This window comes from Pseudomonas sp. MF09150 (assembly GCF_059862355.1).
This window is the reverse complement of record NZ_JCBCUS010000001.1, coordinates 1,028,202-1,042,965: the sequence shown is the minus strand read 5'-3', so window position 1 is coordinate 1,042,965 and position 14,764 is coordinate 1,028,202. Positions and strand designations below refer to the sequence as shown.

The 14,764-nt window shown below is 64.2% G+C and carries 13 protein-coding genes; 6 read left to right on the top strand and 7 right to left on the bottom strand.

All coding sequences use genetic code 11. From position 1 onward, the window contains the following. The first annotated feature begins 151 nt into the window (after positions 1-151). Complete coding sequence (locus AC19YX_RS04245) at positions 152-2,272, top strand: TonB-dependent siderophore receptor (RefSeq protein ID WP_500605730.1); 2,121 nt, start codon at positions 152-154, stop codon at positions 2,270-2,272. Positions 2,273-2,323: 51 nt separating this feature from the next. Here the strand turns inward: AC19YX_RS04245 and AC19YX_RS04240 are convergent, their stop codons facing one another. The 3 genes from AC19YX_RS04240 to AC19YX_RS04230 all read right to left on the bottom strand — a co-directional run bounded on the left by AC19YX_RS04240 (position 2,324) and on the right by AC19YX_RS04230 (position 5,721). Continuing rightward, entirely contained in the window at positions 2,324-3,646 is a 1,323-nt protein-coding gene (locus AC19YX_RS04240) for a hypothetical protein (RefSeq protein WP_500605729.1), read from the bottom strand. A gap of 133 nt (positions 3,647-3,779) precedes the next feature. Continuing rightward, the gene (locus AC19YX_RS04235; protein ID WP_500605728.1) at positions 3,780-4,727 is read right to left on the bottom strand and encodes a sensor domain-containing diguanylate cyclase; all 948 of its coding nucleotides are present in this window, start codon (positions 4,725-4,727) and stop codon (positions 3,780-3,782) included. Positions 4,728-4,731: 4 nt separating this feature from the next. Beyond that, on the bottom strand, positions 4,732-5,721 hold the full coding sequence (locus AC19YX_RS04230) for a response regulator (RefSeq protein WP_078472560.1): 990 nt from the start codon (positions 5,719-5,721) through the stop codon (positions 4,732-4,734). Positions 5,722-6,331: 610 nt separating this feature from the next. On the opposite strand from AC19YX_RS04230, the gene AC19YX_RS04225 reads away from it, so the two are divergent. Beyond that, complete coding sequence (locus AC19YX_RS04225) at positions 6,332-7,363, top strand: suppressor of fused domain protein (protein ID WP_500605727.1); 1,032 nt, start codon at positions 6,332-6,334, stop codon at positions 7,361-7,363. Positions 7,364-7,370: 7 nt separating this feature from the next. On the opposite strand, the gene AC19YX_RS04220 is transcribed toward AC19YX_RS04225, so the two are convergent. Further along, positions 7,371-8,111 (bottom strand): SDR family oxidoreductase, encoded by a 741-nt coding sequence (locus AC19YX_RS04220; RefSeq protein ID WP_500605726.1) that lies wholly within the window; start codon positions 8,109-8,111, stop codon positions 7,371-7,373. 105 nt (positions 8,112-8,216) lie between these two features. Between AC19YX_RS04220 and AC19YX_RS04215 the strand changes: the two genes are divergently transcribed. From AC19YX_RS04215 to AC19YX_RS04205, 3 genes are all read left to right on the top strand, one after another. Next, positions 8,217-9,149 carry a LysR family transcriptional regulator gene (locus AC19YX_RS04215; protein ID WP_500605725.1) on the top strand — a complete coding sequence of 311 codons (933 nt, stop codon included), beginning with the start codon at positions 8,217-8,219 and terminating at the stop codon, positions 9,147-9,149. An 82-nt stretch (positions 9,150-9,231) separates the two neighbouring features. After that, positions 9,232-9,771, top strand: a complete 540-nt coding sequence (locus AC19YX_RS04210; RefSeq protein WP_078472556.1) for a DUF4174 domain-containing protein — start codon at positions 9,232-9,234, stop codon at positions 9,769-9,771. Positions 9,772-9,873: 102 nt separating this feature from the next. Continuing rightward, positions 9,874-11,265, top strand: a complete 1,392-nt coding sequence (locus AC19YX_RS04205) for an MFS transporter (protein ID WP_500605724.1) — start codon at positions 9,874-9,876, stop codon at positions 11,263-11,265. 10 nt (positions 11,266-11,275) lie between these two features. Here the strand turns inward: AC19YX_RS04205 and AC19YX_RS04200 are convergent, their stop codons facing one another. Beyond that, positions 11,276-12,451 (bottom strand): aspartate aminotransferase family protein, encoded by a 1,176-nt coding sequence (locus tag AC19YX_RS04200; RefSeq protein ID WP_500605723.1) that lies wholly within the window; start codon positions 12,449-12,451, stop codon positions 11,276-11,278. Positions 12,452-12,552: 101 nt separating this feature from the next. Between AC19YX_RS04200 and AC19YX_RS04195 the strand changes: the two genes are divergently transcribed. Continuing rightward, positions 12,553-13,461: a LysR family transcriptional regulator gene (locus tag AC19YX_RS04195; RefSeq protein ID WP_078472729.1), complete on the top strand. Its 909-nt coding sequence runs from the start codon at positions 12,553-12,555 to the stop codon at positions 13,459-13,461. A gap of 86 nt (positions 13,462-13,547) precedes the next feature. On the opposite strand, the gene AC19YX_RS04190 is transcribed toward AC19YX_RS04195, so the two are convergent. Both AC19YX_RS04190 and AC19YX_RS04185 read right to left on the bottom strand, forming a co-directional pair. Next, positions 13,548-14,048: an NUDIX hydrolase gene (locus AC19YX_RS04190; RefSeq protein ID WP_500605722.1), complete on the bottom strand. Its 501-nt coding sequence runs from the start codon at positions 14,046-14,048 to the stop codon at positions 13,548-13,550. Positions 14,049-14,056: 8 nt separating this feature from the next. Continuing rightward, entirely contained in the window at positions 14,057-14,764 is a 708-nt protein-coding gene (locus AC19YX_RS04185) for an NUDIX hydrolase (RefSeq protein WP_500605721.1), read from the bottom strand.

The following is a 14,764-nucleotide window of genomic DNA, read 5'->3' as shown; positions in this document are numbered from 1 at the left end:
GATATCAGGGTTCGAGTGATGGCACAACGGTATTTTTGTAGGACAAAGTAACCATAAAAAGTATCAAATGAGAATGAGTATTGATAATATTCGATACCAATTCTTGTCGGGCTCCTGTTGTGCCCGGCATCTCTTTAAGGGCAGTCCGTTGATGCGTCGAACTCTGGTTTCTCTGTGTGTGATCCAAGCCATTTCCCAGGCCGCCTGGGCTGAATCGGCAGCCACTGATAGGTCGACAATCGAGCTGCAGGCGATTGATATCAACGGCACCACCGAAGAGCAGGCCCAGGGTCCGGTCCAGGGTTATCGCGCCACCCGTTCCGCCAGCGCCACCCGCACCGACACCTCGATTCATGAAACCCCGCAGTCCATCAGCGTGGTCACCCGCGACGCCGTGGAAGACCTCGGCGCCACGCGCCTGCAGGATGCCCTGGACTACGCCGGCGGCGTGGGCCGGGCGAACAATTTCGGCGGCCAGGGCCTGACCACCTTCACTGTGCGCGGCTTTACCACCGGCGAGTTCTACCGCAACGGCTTCCCGATCAACCGCGGCTACCCGAACATGCCCGACGCCAACACCATCGAGCGTCTGGAAGTGCTGCGCGGCCCGGCCACCATGCTCTATGGTCGTGGCGATCCGGGCGGCACCTTCAATGTGGTGTCCAAGCAGCCGCTGAAAGAGACGGCGGTGACCCTGGGCAGCCAGCTCAGCGACCAGGGCATGCGCCGTGGCACCCTGGACGCCTCGGGGCCGCTGGACCAGGAAGGGCGTTTCGCCTACCGCCTGAATGTCATCGGTGAGGGCGGCGATACCTTCCGCGATCATGTGGAAACCGAGCGCTACGGCGTGACCCCGGTGCTCAGCTGGCAGGTCGACGATCGCACCAAAATCACCTTCGAGGGGGACTTCATGCGCAACAATGCGCCCCTGGATCGCGGCGTGACCCGCTATCCGGCGCAGATCGGCGTGGCCTCGCGCGAGACCTTCTTTGGCGAGAAGGACATCGGCAAGCTGCACAACGACAACAATATGGGCCAGTTGCGCTTCGAGCATTTCCTCAACGACGACTGGACCCTGGGTGGCGGTGCGCAGATCCTCGACGGCTCGCTGGCCGGCAACGGCATCGAGGCCAATGGCATTGCCGCCGACGGGCGCACCCTGGGGCGCAACTTCAACTACCGCAAGCTGGAGTGGCGTGACCGCGACTACCAGTTGAACCTCACCGGGCATTTCTCCCTGGCGGGTTTCGAGCACACCCTGCTCACTGGCGTCGAGTACGAAGACTACGATTACCAGTCGATCATCCAGCGCTCCGCGGGCGGCATCAGTTACCCCACCGATATCTTCGATCCGGTCTACGGCCAGGCCCGTCCGGCGCTGACCCGCACCACCACCCATGACCAGGAAAACCTCAAGACCTACGCCGCCTTCATCCAGGACCAAGTGAGCCTGACCGAGAACTTCAAGGCGCTGGTAGGGGCGCGTTTCGAGCGTTTCGAACATGACTACGACAGCTACCTGGCCGGCACGCCGAGCTGGACCAACAGCGACAACGCGGTGACCCCGCGCGCCGGCCTGCTCTACAACCTGACGCCGACCGTGGCGGTGTATGCCGACGCCGCGCGTTCCTTCAAGCCGAACACCGGCGCGGCGCGTACCGGTGGCGGCTTCAAGCCGGAGGAGGGCAAGTCTTATGAGGTGGGGGTCAAGTGGGAGGCCCTGGAGCGCCAGTTGAGTGTGGATGCGGCGCTCTACCAGATTGAAAAGCGCAACGTGCTCACGGCCGATCCGGTGGATTCGACGTTCAGCGTCGCCGCCGGCGAAGTGCGCAGTCGTGGCCTGGACCTGAACGTGGCCGGCAACCTGACCCCGGAGTGGCGGATGATCGGTGGCTACGCCTATGTCGACGCCGAGGTCACCAAAGACAACCGCCTGGCCTCGGGAACCCGCCTGCTGAACATTCCGCGCAACAGCTTCAGCCTGCTCAATGTCTACGAGTTCCAGGACGGCGGGCTCAAGGGCCTGGGCCTGGGGCTGGGAGCCAAGTATGTCGCCGAACGCGCCGGGCAGACCGCGGCCAACGCCTTCAGCATGGACAGCTACCGGGTGTTCGACCTGCTCAGCTACTACAAGCTCAACCAGCACGTGCGCCTGAACCTGGACGTGAAGAACCTGTTCAACGCCGACTATGACGAAGGTGCCTTCGGCAACGTCTACGCCTACCCGGGCGCGCCGCGTACGGTGCAGATGGGGATTGCCTACACCCTGTAGGGTGCCCTTGTTCCGGCCCGCGGGCGGCAACCGCCGCGCGCCGGCCGGGGCTTAGCAGACCAGGGGTTTGGCGAAACTCTTCCAGAACATCCAGCGCCGCACTTCGTGGTGATCGCCGGTGCCGATCTGCCATTGCGGGCGCCCGGTATCCAGGTCGATCTGCACGATGATCCCGGCGCAGGTGGCCGCCACCAGGGTCTTGCCGTCGGGGCTGATGTCCATCGCGCTGAAGGACGAGCCGACATAGTGCTGCCAGCGCTCCTCGCCGGTTTCACTGAAGGCGCGCAGGTAGCCGTAGGCGTCGCCGACGATGAACTCATCGTGGCGGGCCGCACCGGCATAGACCCGGGCACCTTCCTGCAACACCGGGGTACGGGGGTCATCGCTGTAAAAGTCGGTGCGCAGGCCCGGCAGATCAGCCACCGCCACCCCCAGGGTGCCGCCGTTGTAGAAGTGGCAGGCATTGAGGATCAGTCGGTCGCCGGCCTGGTTGAACATCGCGAAGTGCGGATATTCACCGGCCGGGCCGACCTCGGCCACCACCTCCAGCTGGGCGTTGAGCACCAGGTGATGCCCGCACTGTTCGCCGATGGCGATCCACTGGCCGTCAGGGGAGATCGCCCCGTGCTCCATGGACAGGCCCACGGCCAGGTCATCGGGGGCGACACCGTCGGCCAGGTCTTTGTCGAGTTCTTCCGGGCGCCGCAGGACCCGGGTGGCGCCTTCGGCGTGCAGCACGAAGATCCCGTCCGAACTCACCAGCAGCACCCGCTGGCCATCGGGGAAGGGGATCAGCGCGCTGGGCAGTATTTGCGCCTCTTCTTCCAGTACCAGGCTGTCCGGCAAGCCTTCACGCCCGGTGGGCCAGGGAAACTCGGCCACTTGCGGGCCATTCCAGCCGTCGGTAACACGCACGCCGCTGGGTACCGACCAGGCAAAGAATCGGCGCTGCGGGCAACGTCCGAAGAACTCGCCCTGGCTGACCTTTTCAATGTGCTGTCCGTCGATATGCACCACATGGCCACCTTCATAGGGGGCGCCGATGCGTGCCAGCAGGGTGCCGTCGTCCAGCAGTGCCAGGGCCGGGATCGAGCGGCCCTCCTGCTCCAGGCGCGAATGCAGCGGGAAGTGCGCCGGCGGCCACTCTTCACGCCAGGCGGCGAATGCGGCGGCATCCCGGGGTTGCTGGTTGAGGGTTTCGAGGGCGGCTTGCCAGGCATTCAGCAGGTGTTCGGTTTCCGGCAGTGTCGGCTCTTCGAGCCCGTCCCAACCTTGGGCCATGCCGTCTTGCACGTATTGGTTGATGGCGCGGGTGTATTGCAGTACGGCGTTGTGCCACTGCTGTTGAGGGGAGGCTGTTCGAGGATCGGCCATGGCCAGAGGACTCCTTGTTCCGGCAATTCAGGGGAGAGGTCGCATTGATGCAGCCAATGTGGACCGCGAGCTGGCGCACTCTATCCGCAGCCCGGGCTTTTTTTTAGCCCGGCGCCGCACTTGGCGCCCGGAGTCAGCCCGTGTAGCTGGACACCCGATTGCGTCCGGCATGTTTCGAGGCGTACAGCGCCTGGTCGGCCCAGCCGATCAGGCAGCGGTGGTCCTGGGTCGGGCGGTCGAGGCTGGCGACACCGAGGCTGATGGTGAAGCGGATGCTCTGGTCCTGATAAATGACTTCCTGGTGCTCGACCGCCTGGCGCAGGCGCTCGGCCAGTTTGCAGGCGCCGTCATGGTCGGTGTGGGGCAGGAGCAGGGCGAACTCTTCGCCGCCATAGCGCCCGGCCACGTCACCTGCACGCACGTGCTGGCGGATCAGGGTCGAGACCTGGCGGATCACGGCGTCGCCGGCGGGGTGGCCGTAGCGATCATTGATCGACTTGAAGTGATCGATGTCGAGCATCACCAGGGACATGCCGTGGCTCTGCCGCTGGTAGGCCAACTCCACGCTCTGCTCCCAGTGCCCACGGTTGTAGAGCTGGGTCAGGTGGTCGGTGCGCGACAGGTGCTGCAACTGGGCATTGGCGCCTTGCAGGGCCTGGCTGTTGATCGCCACATCGGTGACGTCATAGATCACCAGGCACACGTGGTGGATTTCGCTGTTGGACGAGCGCAGCGGCAGCAGGGTGGTGTTCTGGAACATGAACTCGCCCTGGCCGGTGATTGGCTGGTAGTTCTTGAACCGCACCAGGTACGGGCGCTGCTTCCAGATGGTGAAGGCCGGGGTACCCAGGGCCACCACCCGGCCGAGCTTGCGGCTGAACCACTCCTGGTCGACCTCGGGAAACAGCTCGAAGAACGAGCGGTCGATGGCGTCCTTGGACTGCACCCCGGAGCGGTTCTCCATAAAGCTATTCCACACCTGGACCTGGCATTCGAGGTCCAGGACCACGATGCCGACGTCAATGCTCTGGACGATCGCCAGCAGCCAGTGCAGCTCACTAAAATCCATTCGGTTGCGCATGGGCTCAGCTCATCAGGTAGGAAAGTTTTTGCTCCAGCAGCTCCATGGAGCCTTCGGTGAACAGCAGCAACAGGTCGAAGTGGATGTTCTGTTCTTCGAGGCTGTAGCTGATTTCCACGGCCTGGGTCTTGGCCCAACGTTGCTGATTGAGGCGGATCAATTCATCGATCGAGGTCTGCTCCCCCAGCACCTGCGGGTGGCCGACGGAAAAGAACACATCCAGCTGGTCGGCGATGCTGCTCAGGCAGGCGCCGATCAGGACGCTGGAGAGGTCGATCAGTACTTCCATTTCCTGGTACTCGGCGGTGCCGTGCTCCATCAGCTTGGCGATGTCGGCGACCTCCGAGTCATAGAACATCAGCAAGGCCTCGCCGGCGATGCCACTGCCGATGTAGCTCTGGCAAATGGCGGTCAGTTGCTGGGCGCGGTTGGCGTCGGCCAGCAGCATCTGCAGCTCGCCGGCTTCGAGCACATTGACGTGGGGAATCGGCAGGTGCACGAACACTTCGAGCACCTTGGCGATCAGCGCCGCGGCGTAGCCCATGGATACGTTGACCGTTTCGCGGAACGCGTCGCGAAAGGTCACTTGCGGGGCTGGGGAGGGCGCCAGGGCCGGGACCTGGACCGTGCCGTCGAGCAGGCGCAGTTCGCCGAGCAGCGCGCGCAACTGGTCCGGGTCGAAGGGTTTTTTCAGGAAGGCCCGGGCGCCCAGTTCGCGGGCCCGGCGAATGGCTTCTTCCTGCACATCACCGGAGATCACAATGATCTGCGCCTCGATTCCTTCGGCCTGGACCGCGCTCAACAACTGATAGCCATCCATCACCGGCATGGTCAGGTCCAGCAGCACCACCTGGCCCAGCCCCTGGCGCAATGCCTCAAGCCCCTCCTGGCCGTTGCAGGCCTGAGTGACGGACACTCGCCATTCGCTGGGCAGGGTTCGCAGCACCTGCTTCCTGGCCATGCTCGAATCATCACAGACCAATAACGGGATCATGGGGAGGCAGGTTTCATTGCGAAATATCCAGGCAGCCGCGGACTGTTTCAGGAAGTGCAGTGCGGTCCTTGCGCGGCCACTTCTTGAACGGGTTTTTTTATGCAGCGCGCACTATAGAGCGGCCGATGCTTATAGAACAAGCCAGTTTGACGCTGTATCGGGCTTATATAAGGAGTGCCAATCGGCTTGTTTAATCGCGTGGTTTATTCCGCGCCGCACGTCTCGGGCCTGGCGTGTGAATGGTGCGTATTATCTGGCGTCAGGCAATTGGCGGCTGGCACTGGAGGAGGAACTTCGATTAACAAAAGTTTGAAATGAAGCGATTGAGCTGAGTCAGTCTTTATTGATTGAACAGCAACTTTCCCTGGCAATTGTTGGCAATTACCGTTCGTAAGTTGTTCATGGGCGTTGCACAGTTGTGTTGCACTTTTGTGGTGCTCGGGTAATGCAATTGTTTACTTTATGGGTGGCCGGGTTCGGGTCGATCTGCGCGAGTTGTTGGGACACGCCCGTGCTCGACCCAGGGGCCGCAGGTTAAGATTGCCGGCACTTTTCACCGTCGATGCCGTCAATAGGCGGACCCGTACGATCGACCCCAAGGAGCGACATGATGTCCGACACCCCCCTCGAGCAAGACGAGCTGCCATCGACCGTGGGCTGGGACGGGATTTCCCAGCGCCTGGAAGCGCTGTATCCCGGCCAGGAACCCCAGCATTTCGGCACCATCATTTCCTATAGCCTCGGCGGCAACGATCCGTTGGACGGCATCAGCGTCTACAAGAACCTGGAGCCGCTGCCCCATTGGCACTTCATCACCTACGGCTTTTCCGAGCTGTACGCCAAGGAAAACGATAATGCGCAGACCAGCGGCTTTGGTTTCGAGCTGACTTTTCGCTTGGCCTGCGCCGCGGATGAAGCCCATCCGCCGACCTGGGCGATGAACTTTTTGCAGAACCTGGCGCGCTACGTATTCGGCAGCGGCAATGTGTTCCGTGATGGCGACTGGATGCCGGCCAACGGTCCGATTGCTCGCGACCAGCCGACGCAGATCTGCTCCATGGCTTTTATCAGCGACCCGCAATTGCCCGAGTTGGACACCGCCAATGGCAGCCTGAAGTTCCTGCAGGTGGTGGGCCTGACCGATGACGAAGAGCAGGCCGCCAAGCGCTGGCGCACCCACAAGCTACTGGATGTTCTGCTGCCTTATATGCCGCTCTGGATCACCGATCTTGAGCGTGAGTCGCTGCTCGACCGGGGCCAGGTTCGCCAGCAGATTGCCGAAGGCCTGAGCCGCGACGGATCCGCCAGCGGCTACCTGTACACCGACCTGCTGCAAGTGACCCAGCAGGAACGCCTGCTGCGCTCGAACCAGACCCGCATCACCCTGGCGGCGCGCCAAGCCGATGAACTGCTGGCCCTGTTGCCATTGCGCCTGCCATTCGGCAAGCCGTTCCTGGTGGCGGGGGCCGACTGGCAACTGCGTTTCGTGGCCGGGGAGCAGGACCAGTTGCAGATCGAAGACCAGTTGCTGACCCTGACCCTGACGACGGCGAGCCTCGACGAGTTGCTGCGCACCCTCAAGCCGCAGGCCGGTGAATACCGGTTGGCCGGCTTCAAAGGGCTGGAGTGGCAGTTGCAGTAACGGGCGCTCAGCGCATCATCAGCCCGCCATCCACCGGGTACTGGCTGCCGGTGACGAACGAGGCGGCATCGGACAGCAGGAACAACGCCACCGCTGCCGCTTCATCGGCGCTGCCCATGCGTCCGAGCGGCACCTGGCGGGTGATGTGTCGATCAAAGTCCTGCTGCGCCTGGGGACCGAGAAAATCACGAAAGCCGGTGGCGATGGGCCCTGGCAGCAGCACGTTCACCCGAATCCGCCGTGTGCTCAAGGCACTGGCCCAGCAGCGAGCCATGGACACCAGCGCGCCTTTGCTGGCGGCGTACAGGCTGGCCATGGCGGCGGCTTCGTAGGCGGAGCTGGAGGCGCTTACCAGTACCGACGCCCCCGGCTTGAGCAGCGGCGACAGGGCCGCCAACTGCAAGGCCGGGCCGCGTACATTGGTCGCCAGCATGCGGTCGAACGCCTGGGCGTCGACCTGTTCCAGCGGCCCCAGCTCGGCGTAACCGGCATTCAGCCACAGGCCGTCGAGCAAGCCGGCGCCGGCCACCCAGTTCGCCAGTGCCTGGCCGGTGTCGGCGGCTGCGGCGTCGTTGCGCAGGGCTCGGCCATGGGCGCCCAAGGTTGCGGCAACGGCTTCCACCCGCTGTGGATCGACCCCGGTGACCCAGGCTTCTCCGCCTTCGGCAATGATGCTTTGGGCGGCGGCGTGGCCCATGCCGCGGGTGCCGCCGGTAATCAGAATGCGTTTCCCTTCAAACCTGCCCATGGTCCTGGAGCTCCTCGATAGATAGCGGAAGCGCCAGGATTTCACCCTTGGATTGATTAGAGAATACCGTAGTATCGCCATGGCTTATTAAGCTGGAGATACATAATGCGTGGCAGTGAACATGCCGAGCTGCGGGCATTCGTCGCAGTCGCCGAGCAGGGCAACTTCGCCCGTGCGGCGGCCCATCTGGGCGTTTCGGCCTCGGCGCTGAGCCAGACGATCCGTCATCTGGAGGAGCGTCTCGGCGCCCGTCTGTTGAACCGAACCACGCGCAGCGTGAGCCTGACCGAGATCGGCAGTGGCCTGCTGGATCGGCTGCGGCCGGCCCTGGCCGATATCGATGCGGCGGTAGCGACGGCCATGGGCGCAGCCCACGCAGTGCCGGCCGGCAGGGTGCGAATCAACAGCACCCGGGACGCCGCGGTGCATTACCTGGCGCCGCTGCTGGCCGGGTTTATGCAGGCCCATCCGCTGATCAGCCTGGATGTGGTGGTCGACGACCGCCTGGTGGACATCGTCGCCGGCGGCTTTGATATCGGCATCCGCCTCGGCGAGTGCCTGGAACAGGACATGCACGCCCTGAGCCTGAGCGGTGAGCTGCGGATGATGGTGGTGGCCGCCCCCGGCTATCTGCAGCGCCATGGCACACCGCGCACTCCCCAGGACCTGCGCGGGCATCAGTGCCTGTCCTACCGCTGGCCGACCGATAACAGCGTCTATCGCTGGGAGTTCGAAAAGCGTGGCCGCTCATTGCAAGTGGCGGTGGAGGGCGCCCTGGTGGTCAGTGATCCGCAACTGCTGACCCCAATCGTGCTGGCAGGGGCCGGTATCGCCTATGTATTCGCCCATCAGGTCCAGGCCCTGGTGGAGCAGGGGCGGCTGGTGCACCTGCTGGCCGACTGGACGCCGGCGTTTCCCGGGTTCTATCTGTATTACTTCAGCCAAAGGCAGATGGCCCCGGCAGTGCGCGCGTTTATCGATTTCGTGGGCCAGGCGCTGCCGTCGATTCAGGCCGGGAAGGCGCTTTTGGCCGATTAAAATGTCAGATTTTGAGTCGCGGCCTGGACCTTTTCCCGCAATGCGCAATCATTAGAACGTGGAAAATCAACAGGAGAGACGCATGTTCATTCGGTCATTGACCCTCGCAACCCTGCTTGCTGTCGCCGGTCCCCTGCTGGCCGCCGACAATGACGGCCCGCTGGCCCAGGAGTTGGGCAAGGCGCGCCCGCTGATAGTCATCGCCCCCAGCAGCGTCGATCCGACACTGATGAGCCTGAAGAAGTCGCTGGACGAGCCGGCCAATCGCCAGGCCTTTACCGAACGCAACATGGTGCTCTACACGGTGATCAACACCATGGGCCAGCGCGACGGCAAGGACCTCGATCCGCAATCCACCATGGCCCTGATCCGCAGCCTCAAGCTCGGGGCGGGGGCCCAGACCAAGGTGATCCTGGTGGGCAAGGACGGCGAGAAGAAGCTCGAACACTCCGGCGCCATTGAACTCAAGGAAGTCTTCGCCACCATCGACCAGATGCCCATGGCGGAAAAAGAAGCCGCTGCCCCCGCGCCAGCCCCGGAACCCGAAGCCAAGCCGACCCACGCCGGCAAAGCGGGCAAGGCCGCGAAACCGGCGGGCCCGGCCAAGCCCCTGGATGACTGAACGCCAAACGCGGGCAGGGGCGAGGCCGTGCGCCCCTTGACCGGCAACCAACCCCATCGGGTACCTTAGGCCATTCGTTTCTCTGGCCAGGTACCGCCTCCCATGTCTTCACGCCGCTCCACCCTGATCGCCCTGCTGGTGGCGGTGACCTTTTTCATGGAAAACCTCGACGCCACGGTGATCGCCACCGCGCTGCCGGACATGGCCCGCACCTTTGGCGTGGCCGCCGTGGACCTGAACATCGGCATGAGCGCCTACATGCTGGCGCTCGCGGTGTTTATTCCCATCAGTGGCTGGCTGGCCGATCGCTTTGGTTCGCGCTGGGTTTTCGGTTCGGCCATCGTCCTGTTCAGTGTCTCGTCCCTGCTGTGCGGCTTGAGCGACAGCCTGCAGACCTTTGTCGCGGCCCGGGTGCTGCAAGGCATAAGTGGCGCGATGATGGTCCCGGTGGGGCGCCTGGCGGTGTTGCGGGTCACTGAAAAGAAGGACCTGGTGCGGGCGATTTCATTCATCACCTGGCCGGGCCTGGTGGCGCCGATCCTGGGGCCGCCGCTGGGCGGGTTGATCGTAACCCATGCCTCCTGGCCCTGGATCTTCTACCTCAATCTGCCCCTCGGCCTGCTGGCCCTGATCGCCGCCCTGGTGCTGTTGCCCAAGCGCGACGAGCTTCGTTCGCGCCGCTTCGACCTGGCTGGCTTCGTGCTGGTGGGCGGCGCCTGTGCGGCGATTCTGTATGGGGTCGAGCTGCTCGGCCTGGGGCGCGCCCAGTGGTGGCCGGGGCTGATCCTGGCCGGTGCCGGGCTGCTGCTGGCGGCCCTGGCCTGGGCCCATATGCGCCGCCGTGAAGAGCCGCTGTTGCACCTGGCGGTGATCGGGGTGCGCACCTTTGGTGTCAGCCTGTTCAGCGGTTCGCTGTTTCGCATCGCCATCAGCACCTTGCCGTTTCTGTTGCCGCTGATGTTCCAGCTCGGGTTCGGGCTTTCGGCGCTGGATGCCGGGCTGCTGGTGCTGGCGGTGTTTGCCGGCAACCTGGCGATGAAACCCTTCACCACGGCGGTGATGCAGCGCTGGGGGTTTCGTCCGGTGCTGCTGGTCAACGGCATTCTCGGCGCCCTGGCGATTGCCGCCTGCGCCTGGCTGGAGCCGCGCATGGGGTGGCCGCTGATTATGTTGATCCTGTTTGTCGGCGGCTTGTCCCGCTCGATGCAGTTCACCGCGTTCAACACCCTGGGATTTGCCGATGTGCCCAAGGTGCAGATGAGCGATGCCTCGACCCTGTTCAGTATGTTTTTCCAGCTGAGCATGGGCCTGGGGGTGGCCATTGGTGCCTTGCTGCTGCGTCTGGCGATGACTGCCCATGGCAATGATGGGCAGGCCGCCACTGCGGATTTTCAGCTGAGCTTTCTGTGGGTTGCGCTGATCGCCTTGCTGGCGTTGCTGGGCACTTTGCGCCTGCCGGCCAAGGCCGGGGAGGCGGTGCTGCAATCCAGGTAAGGCGCCGTGCTCAGGCTCGACCCAGAGCCCGGCACAGGCCCTGGACGATCAGTTCCACCTCGTCGGCATCGATCACCAGGGGCGGCAGCAAACGGATGGTCTGGCCCCGGGTGACATTGATCAGCAGGCCTTGTTCGCGGGCCGCGAGCCCCACCAGGTCAGGCTGCGGGCGCTTGAGTTCGATGCCGATCATCAGCCCCAGGCCGCGCACCTCAAGCACCTCGGGATGGGTCCTGAGTTCATTGCGCAAGCGTTGCAGCAGTTGCTCGCCCTGGCGCCGGGCGTTGGCCAGCAGGCCCTGCTCCTCGATGATCTGCAGCACGGTGCAGGCCACCCGGCACGCCAGGGGATTGCCGCCAAAGGTGCTGCCGTGGCTGCCGGGGGTGAACAGTTGCGCGGCCTTGCCCCGGGCCAGGCAGGCGCCGATGGGAATGCCGTTGCCCAGGCCCTTGGCCAGGGTCATCACATCCGGCACCACCTGTTCATGCTGGCAGGCGAACCAGCGGCCGGTGCGACCGATACCGGTCTGGATCTCATCCAGCATCAGCAACCAGTCGCGCCGATGGCACAAGGCGCGGACCGCCTTGAGGTAACCCGGCGGCGGCAGTTGCACACCGCTTTCACCCTGGATCGGCTCCATCAGCACGGCGCTGATGCGTTGCCCGTATTCGCTGGCGATGTGTTCCAGGGCGACGATGTCGCCGAACGGCACCTTGATGAAATCCCCCGGCAGGCAGCCGAACCCCAGGCGCACCGCAGGCCCGTCGCTGGCTGACAGGGTGCCCAGGGTGCGCCCGTGGAAGGCGTTTTCCATGACCACCACCAGGGGCTGCTGGATGCCTTTGTTCCAGGCGTGCAGGCGCGCCAGCTTGAGCGCGGTTTCATTGGCCTCGGCCCCGGAATTGTTGAAGAACGCGCGCTCCATGCCGGCCAGGGCGGTGAGCTTTTGCGCCAGTTGTTGCTGCCAGTCGATGGTGTAGAGGTTGGAGGTGTGCAGCAGCAAGCCGGCCTGTTCGCTGATAGCCTGGACCAGCTTCGGGTGGGAGTGGCCGACACCGGTCACCGCGACGCCCGCCACCGCATCCAGGTATTCGCGGCCGGCCTGATCCCAGAGACGGGTGCCCAGCCCTCTGATGAAACTCAGGGGCTGGGGTTGGTAGGTGTGCATCAGGCTGGTGGCGGGCATGGGGTGAAACTCCATCTCGGGTGGGGTTTTTCCAGTATCTTTGGCCACCATTGCTGGATAAACGCGCTAAACCTTTAATGATCTTCAATCAGGGCTTGATAATGGATGTGTTCCTGGCGATGTCGGTGTACGTCAAGGTAGTGGAGAGCGGCAGCATGACGGCTGCTGCGAATGAGTGCGGGCTGTCGACGACCATGGTCGGCAACCACGTGCGGGCACTGGAAGAGCGCCTGGGCGTCAGCCTGCTCAATCGCACCACACGCCGCCAACGGCTCACCGAGTTCGGCGCCGATTACTACCAGCGCTGCCTCGCGGTGCTGGGGCTGGTGGCCGACTCCGAACGCCTGGCCGAGCAGGCCCAGGGCGAGCCGGCGGGGATCTTGCGCATCACCGCGCCACTGACCTTCGGCACCGAACGCCTGGCGCCGGCCCTCAGCGAGTTCTTGCAGCGCTGCCCCCAGGTCAAGGTCGACGTGGTGCTGGCCAACCAGCGCCACGATTTGATCGACAGTGGCTTCGACGTGGCGATCCGCCTGGGCAATCTCGAGCCATCGGCGCTGATCGCCCGGCCGCTGCAGGACTACACCCTGACCATTTGCGCCGCCCCGGACTACCTGCGGCGCTGCGGTACGCCGCAGACGCCTGGCGATCTGCAGCAGCACAATTGCCTGGCATTCGCCTATCCGGCCGGGGATGAGTGGAGTTCCACCGCCCGCCAGTGGCCGCTGAGCGGGCCCGAGGGCGAGGTGCTGGTGCCGGTGTCCGGCTCGCTGGTGATCAACTCGTCGGCCGGCTTGTATCAGGCGGCCCGCGCCGGGCTGGGGGTGGTGATGCTGCCCGACGCCCTGGTCCAGGAAGACCTGGAGCAGGGACGGCTGGTGGCGGTGCTGCAGGGCTACCAACTGCCCCGGCGCGCGACCCACCTGCTGTACGCCCAGGACCGCTACCGGTTGCCCAAGCTGCGCAGTTTCGTCGAGTTTGCCCTGGAGAAGTGGGGTAGGGCGCCTTAGCACCGGTTCACGATCCGCTGCACTTGGCTCAGGGGGCGTTAAAGATGGCTTCCTTGAGCGTCGCTCGCTCGATCGTGAGGAGGTTCTTAGACCGACTCGCTGGCGAGCAGCAGCATGGCCGCCGACAGGGTATGGCCGTCGGTGATCTTGCCGCTGGCAATCAGGTGCATCAGCTCCTGGCGGGTCACCCACAGCAACTCATCCACTTCGCCGTCGGTGTCGCCGGCAGTCTGGTCGTCGATCAACACCTGGCACACCGCGACCGCACTGGCGATCAGCGAGGTGTTGCTGTGCAACAGACCCAGGTCCTTGACCTCCCGGGCCTGCCAGCCGGTTTCTTCCAGCAGTTCGCGGACGGCGGCGTCACGCGGGCTTTCGCCCGGGTCGATGGCGCCCCGGGGAAACTCCAGGGACATGCCGCCGATGGCCCGGCGCTTGAGGTGGGCCAGCATCAGGCGGCCATCGGCCAGGGTCGGCACGGCGACCACGCCATTCACCGCCTGGGGTTCCTTGATGATGAAGTAGCCGTTTTCACGCACGACCTTGAAATACGGGGTTTGCAGCAGGGTTTCGTCAGCGGGCTTCATGCGCGGTATTACTCCAGAAAGCAGCGATCAAAAAGGTACAGCTGGGCAGGCTTGAGGTTGGCCAGGGTGGCTTGCGGGCGGCCACCGTCGCCGCTTTTCTTGCGTCCGGTTTCTGCCAGGTGGCCGGCTTCACTCATCTTCAGCAAGCGTTGGCGGATGCTGGTTTTCAGTACCGGGCGAGCCAGCACCAGGGAAAAGATGCTCACCGCTTCCGGGGCGCTGAACTCGTTGCCGAGAAACATCAGTGGCAGGCTGCTGTAGAGCGACTTCGACAGCAGGCGTTCCTGCACCGCGGCCACCAGGCGGTTGTGGTCGAAGGGCAGTTTGAAGCTGGCGCTGGCCACCTCGTTCAGGGGCTGGAATACCTGGTGCTCGGCCGGCGGCACCGGGTCGCTGACGATGGCCAGGTAAAAGGTCGAGGACGACCAGCAGCGGGGGTCGCGAAAGGCGTCGCCGACAGTGCCGACCTGTTCGATCCAGGCCAGGGGCATGTCGACTTTGCTCGAGGCGCGCAGGCGTTCCACCGCGTCCTCCAGGCTCAGGTCGACGACGTCGCCGTTGACCACGATCCCGGGCAGGGCCCAGTGCCCGGCGAAGGGTTCGCCATCACGTTTGTTGAGGAGGATTTCCAGCGCCTGGGTGTCCCGGCAGTAGCGCAATACACACAGGTCGATGGTGTGCAGGTAGGCGCTTTGTTTGGTGGTGCGGTCTTGCAT

Excerpts from the sequence above, each read along its gene's own strand:
- AC19YX_RS04245 (WP_500605730.1), top strand. The coding sequence starts at position 152 with ATGCGTCGAACTCTGGTTTCTCTGTGTGTGATCCAAGCCATTTCCCAG.
- AC19YX_RS04240 (WP_500605729.1), bottom strand. The coding sequence starts at position 3,646 with ATGGCCGATCCTCGAACAGCCTCCCCTCAACAGCAGTGGCACAACGCC.
- AC19YX_RS04235 (WP_500605728.1), bottom strand. The coding sequence starts at position 4,727 with ATGCGCAACCGAATGGATTTTAGTGAGCTGCACTGGCTGCTGGCGATC.
- AC19YX_RS04230 (WP_078472560.1), bottom strand. The coding sequence starts at position 5,721 with ATGATCCCGTTATTGGTCTGTGATGATTCGAGCATGGCCAGGAAGCAG.
- AC19YX_RS04225 (WP_500605727.1), top strand. The coding sequence starts at position 6,332 with ATGTCCGACACCCCCCTCGAGCAAGACGAGCTGCCATCGACCGTGGGC.
- AC19YX_RS04220 (WP_500605726.1), bottom strand. The coding sequence starts at position 8,111 with ATGGGCAGGTTTGAAGGGAAACGCATTCTGATTACCGGCGGCACCCGC.
- AC19YX_RS04215 (WP_500605725.1), top strand. The coding sequence starts at position 8,217 with ATGCGTGGCAGTGAACATGCCGAGCTGCGGGCATTCGTCGCAGTCGCC.
- AC19YX_RS04210 (WP_078472556.1), top strand. The coding sequence starts at position 9,232 with ATGTTCATTCGGTCATTGACCCTCGCAACCCTGCTTGCTGTCGCCGGT.
- AC19YX_RS04205 (WP_500605724.1), top strand. The coding sequence starts at position 9,874 with ATGTCTTCACGCCGCTCCACCCTGATCGCCCTGCTGGTGGCGGTGACC.
- AC19YX_RS04200 (WP_500605723.1), bottom strand. The coding sequence starts at position 12,451 with ATGCCCGCCACCAGCCTGATGCACACCTACCAACCCCAGCCCCTGAGT.
- AC19YX_RS04195 (WP_078472729.1), top strand. The coding sequence starts at position 12,553 with ATGGATGTGTTCCTGGCGATGTCGGTGTACGTCAAGGTAGTGGAGAGC.
- AC19YX_RS04190 (WP_500605722.1), bottom strand. The coding sequence starts at position 14,048 with ATGAAGCCCGCTGACGAAACCCTGCTGCAAACCCCGTATTTCAAGGTC.
- AC19YX_RS04185 (WP_500605721.1), bottom strand. The coding sequence starts at position 14,764 with ATGCAAGACCGCACCACCAAACAAAGCGCCTACCTGCACACCATCGAC.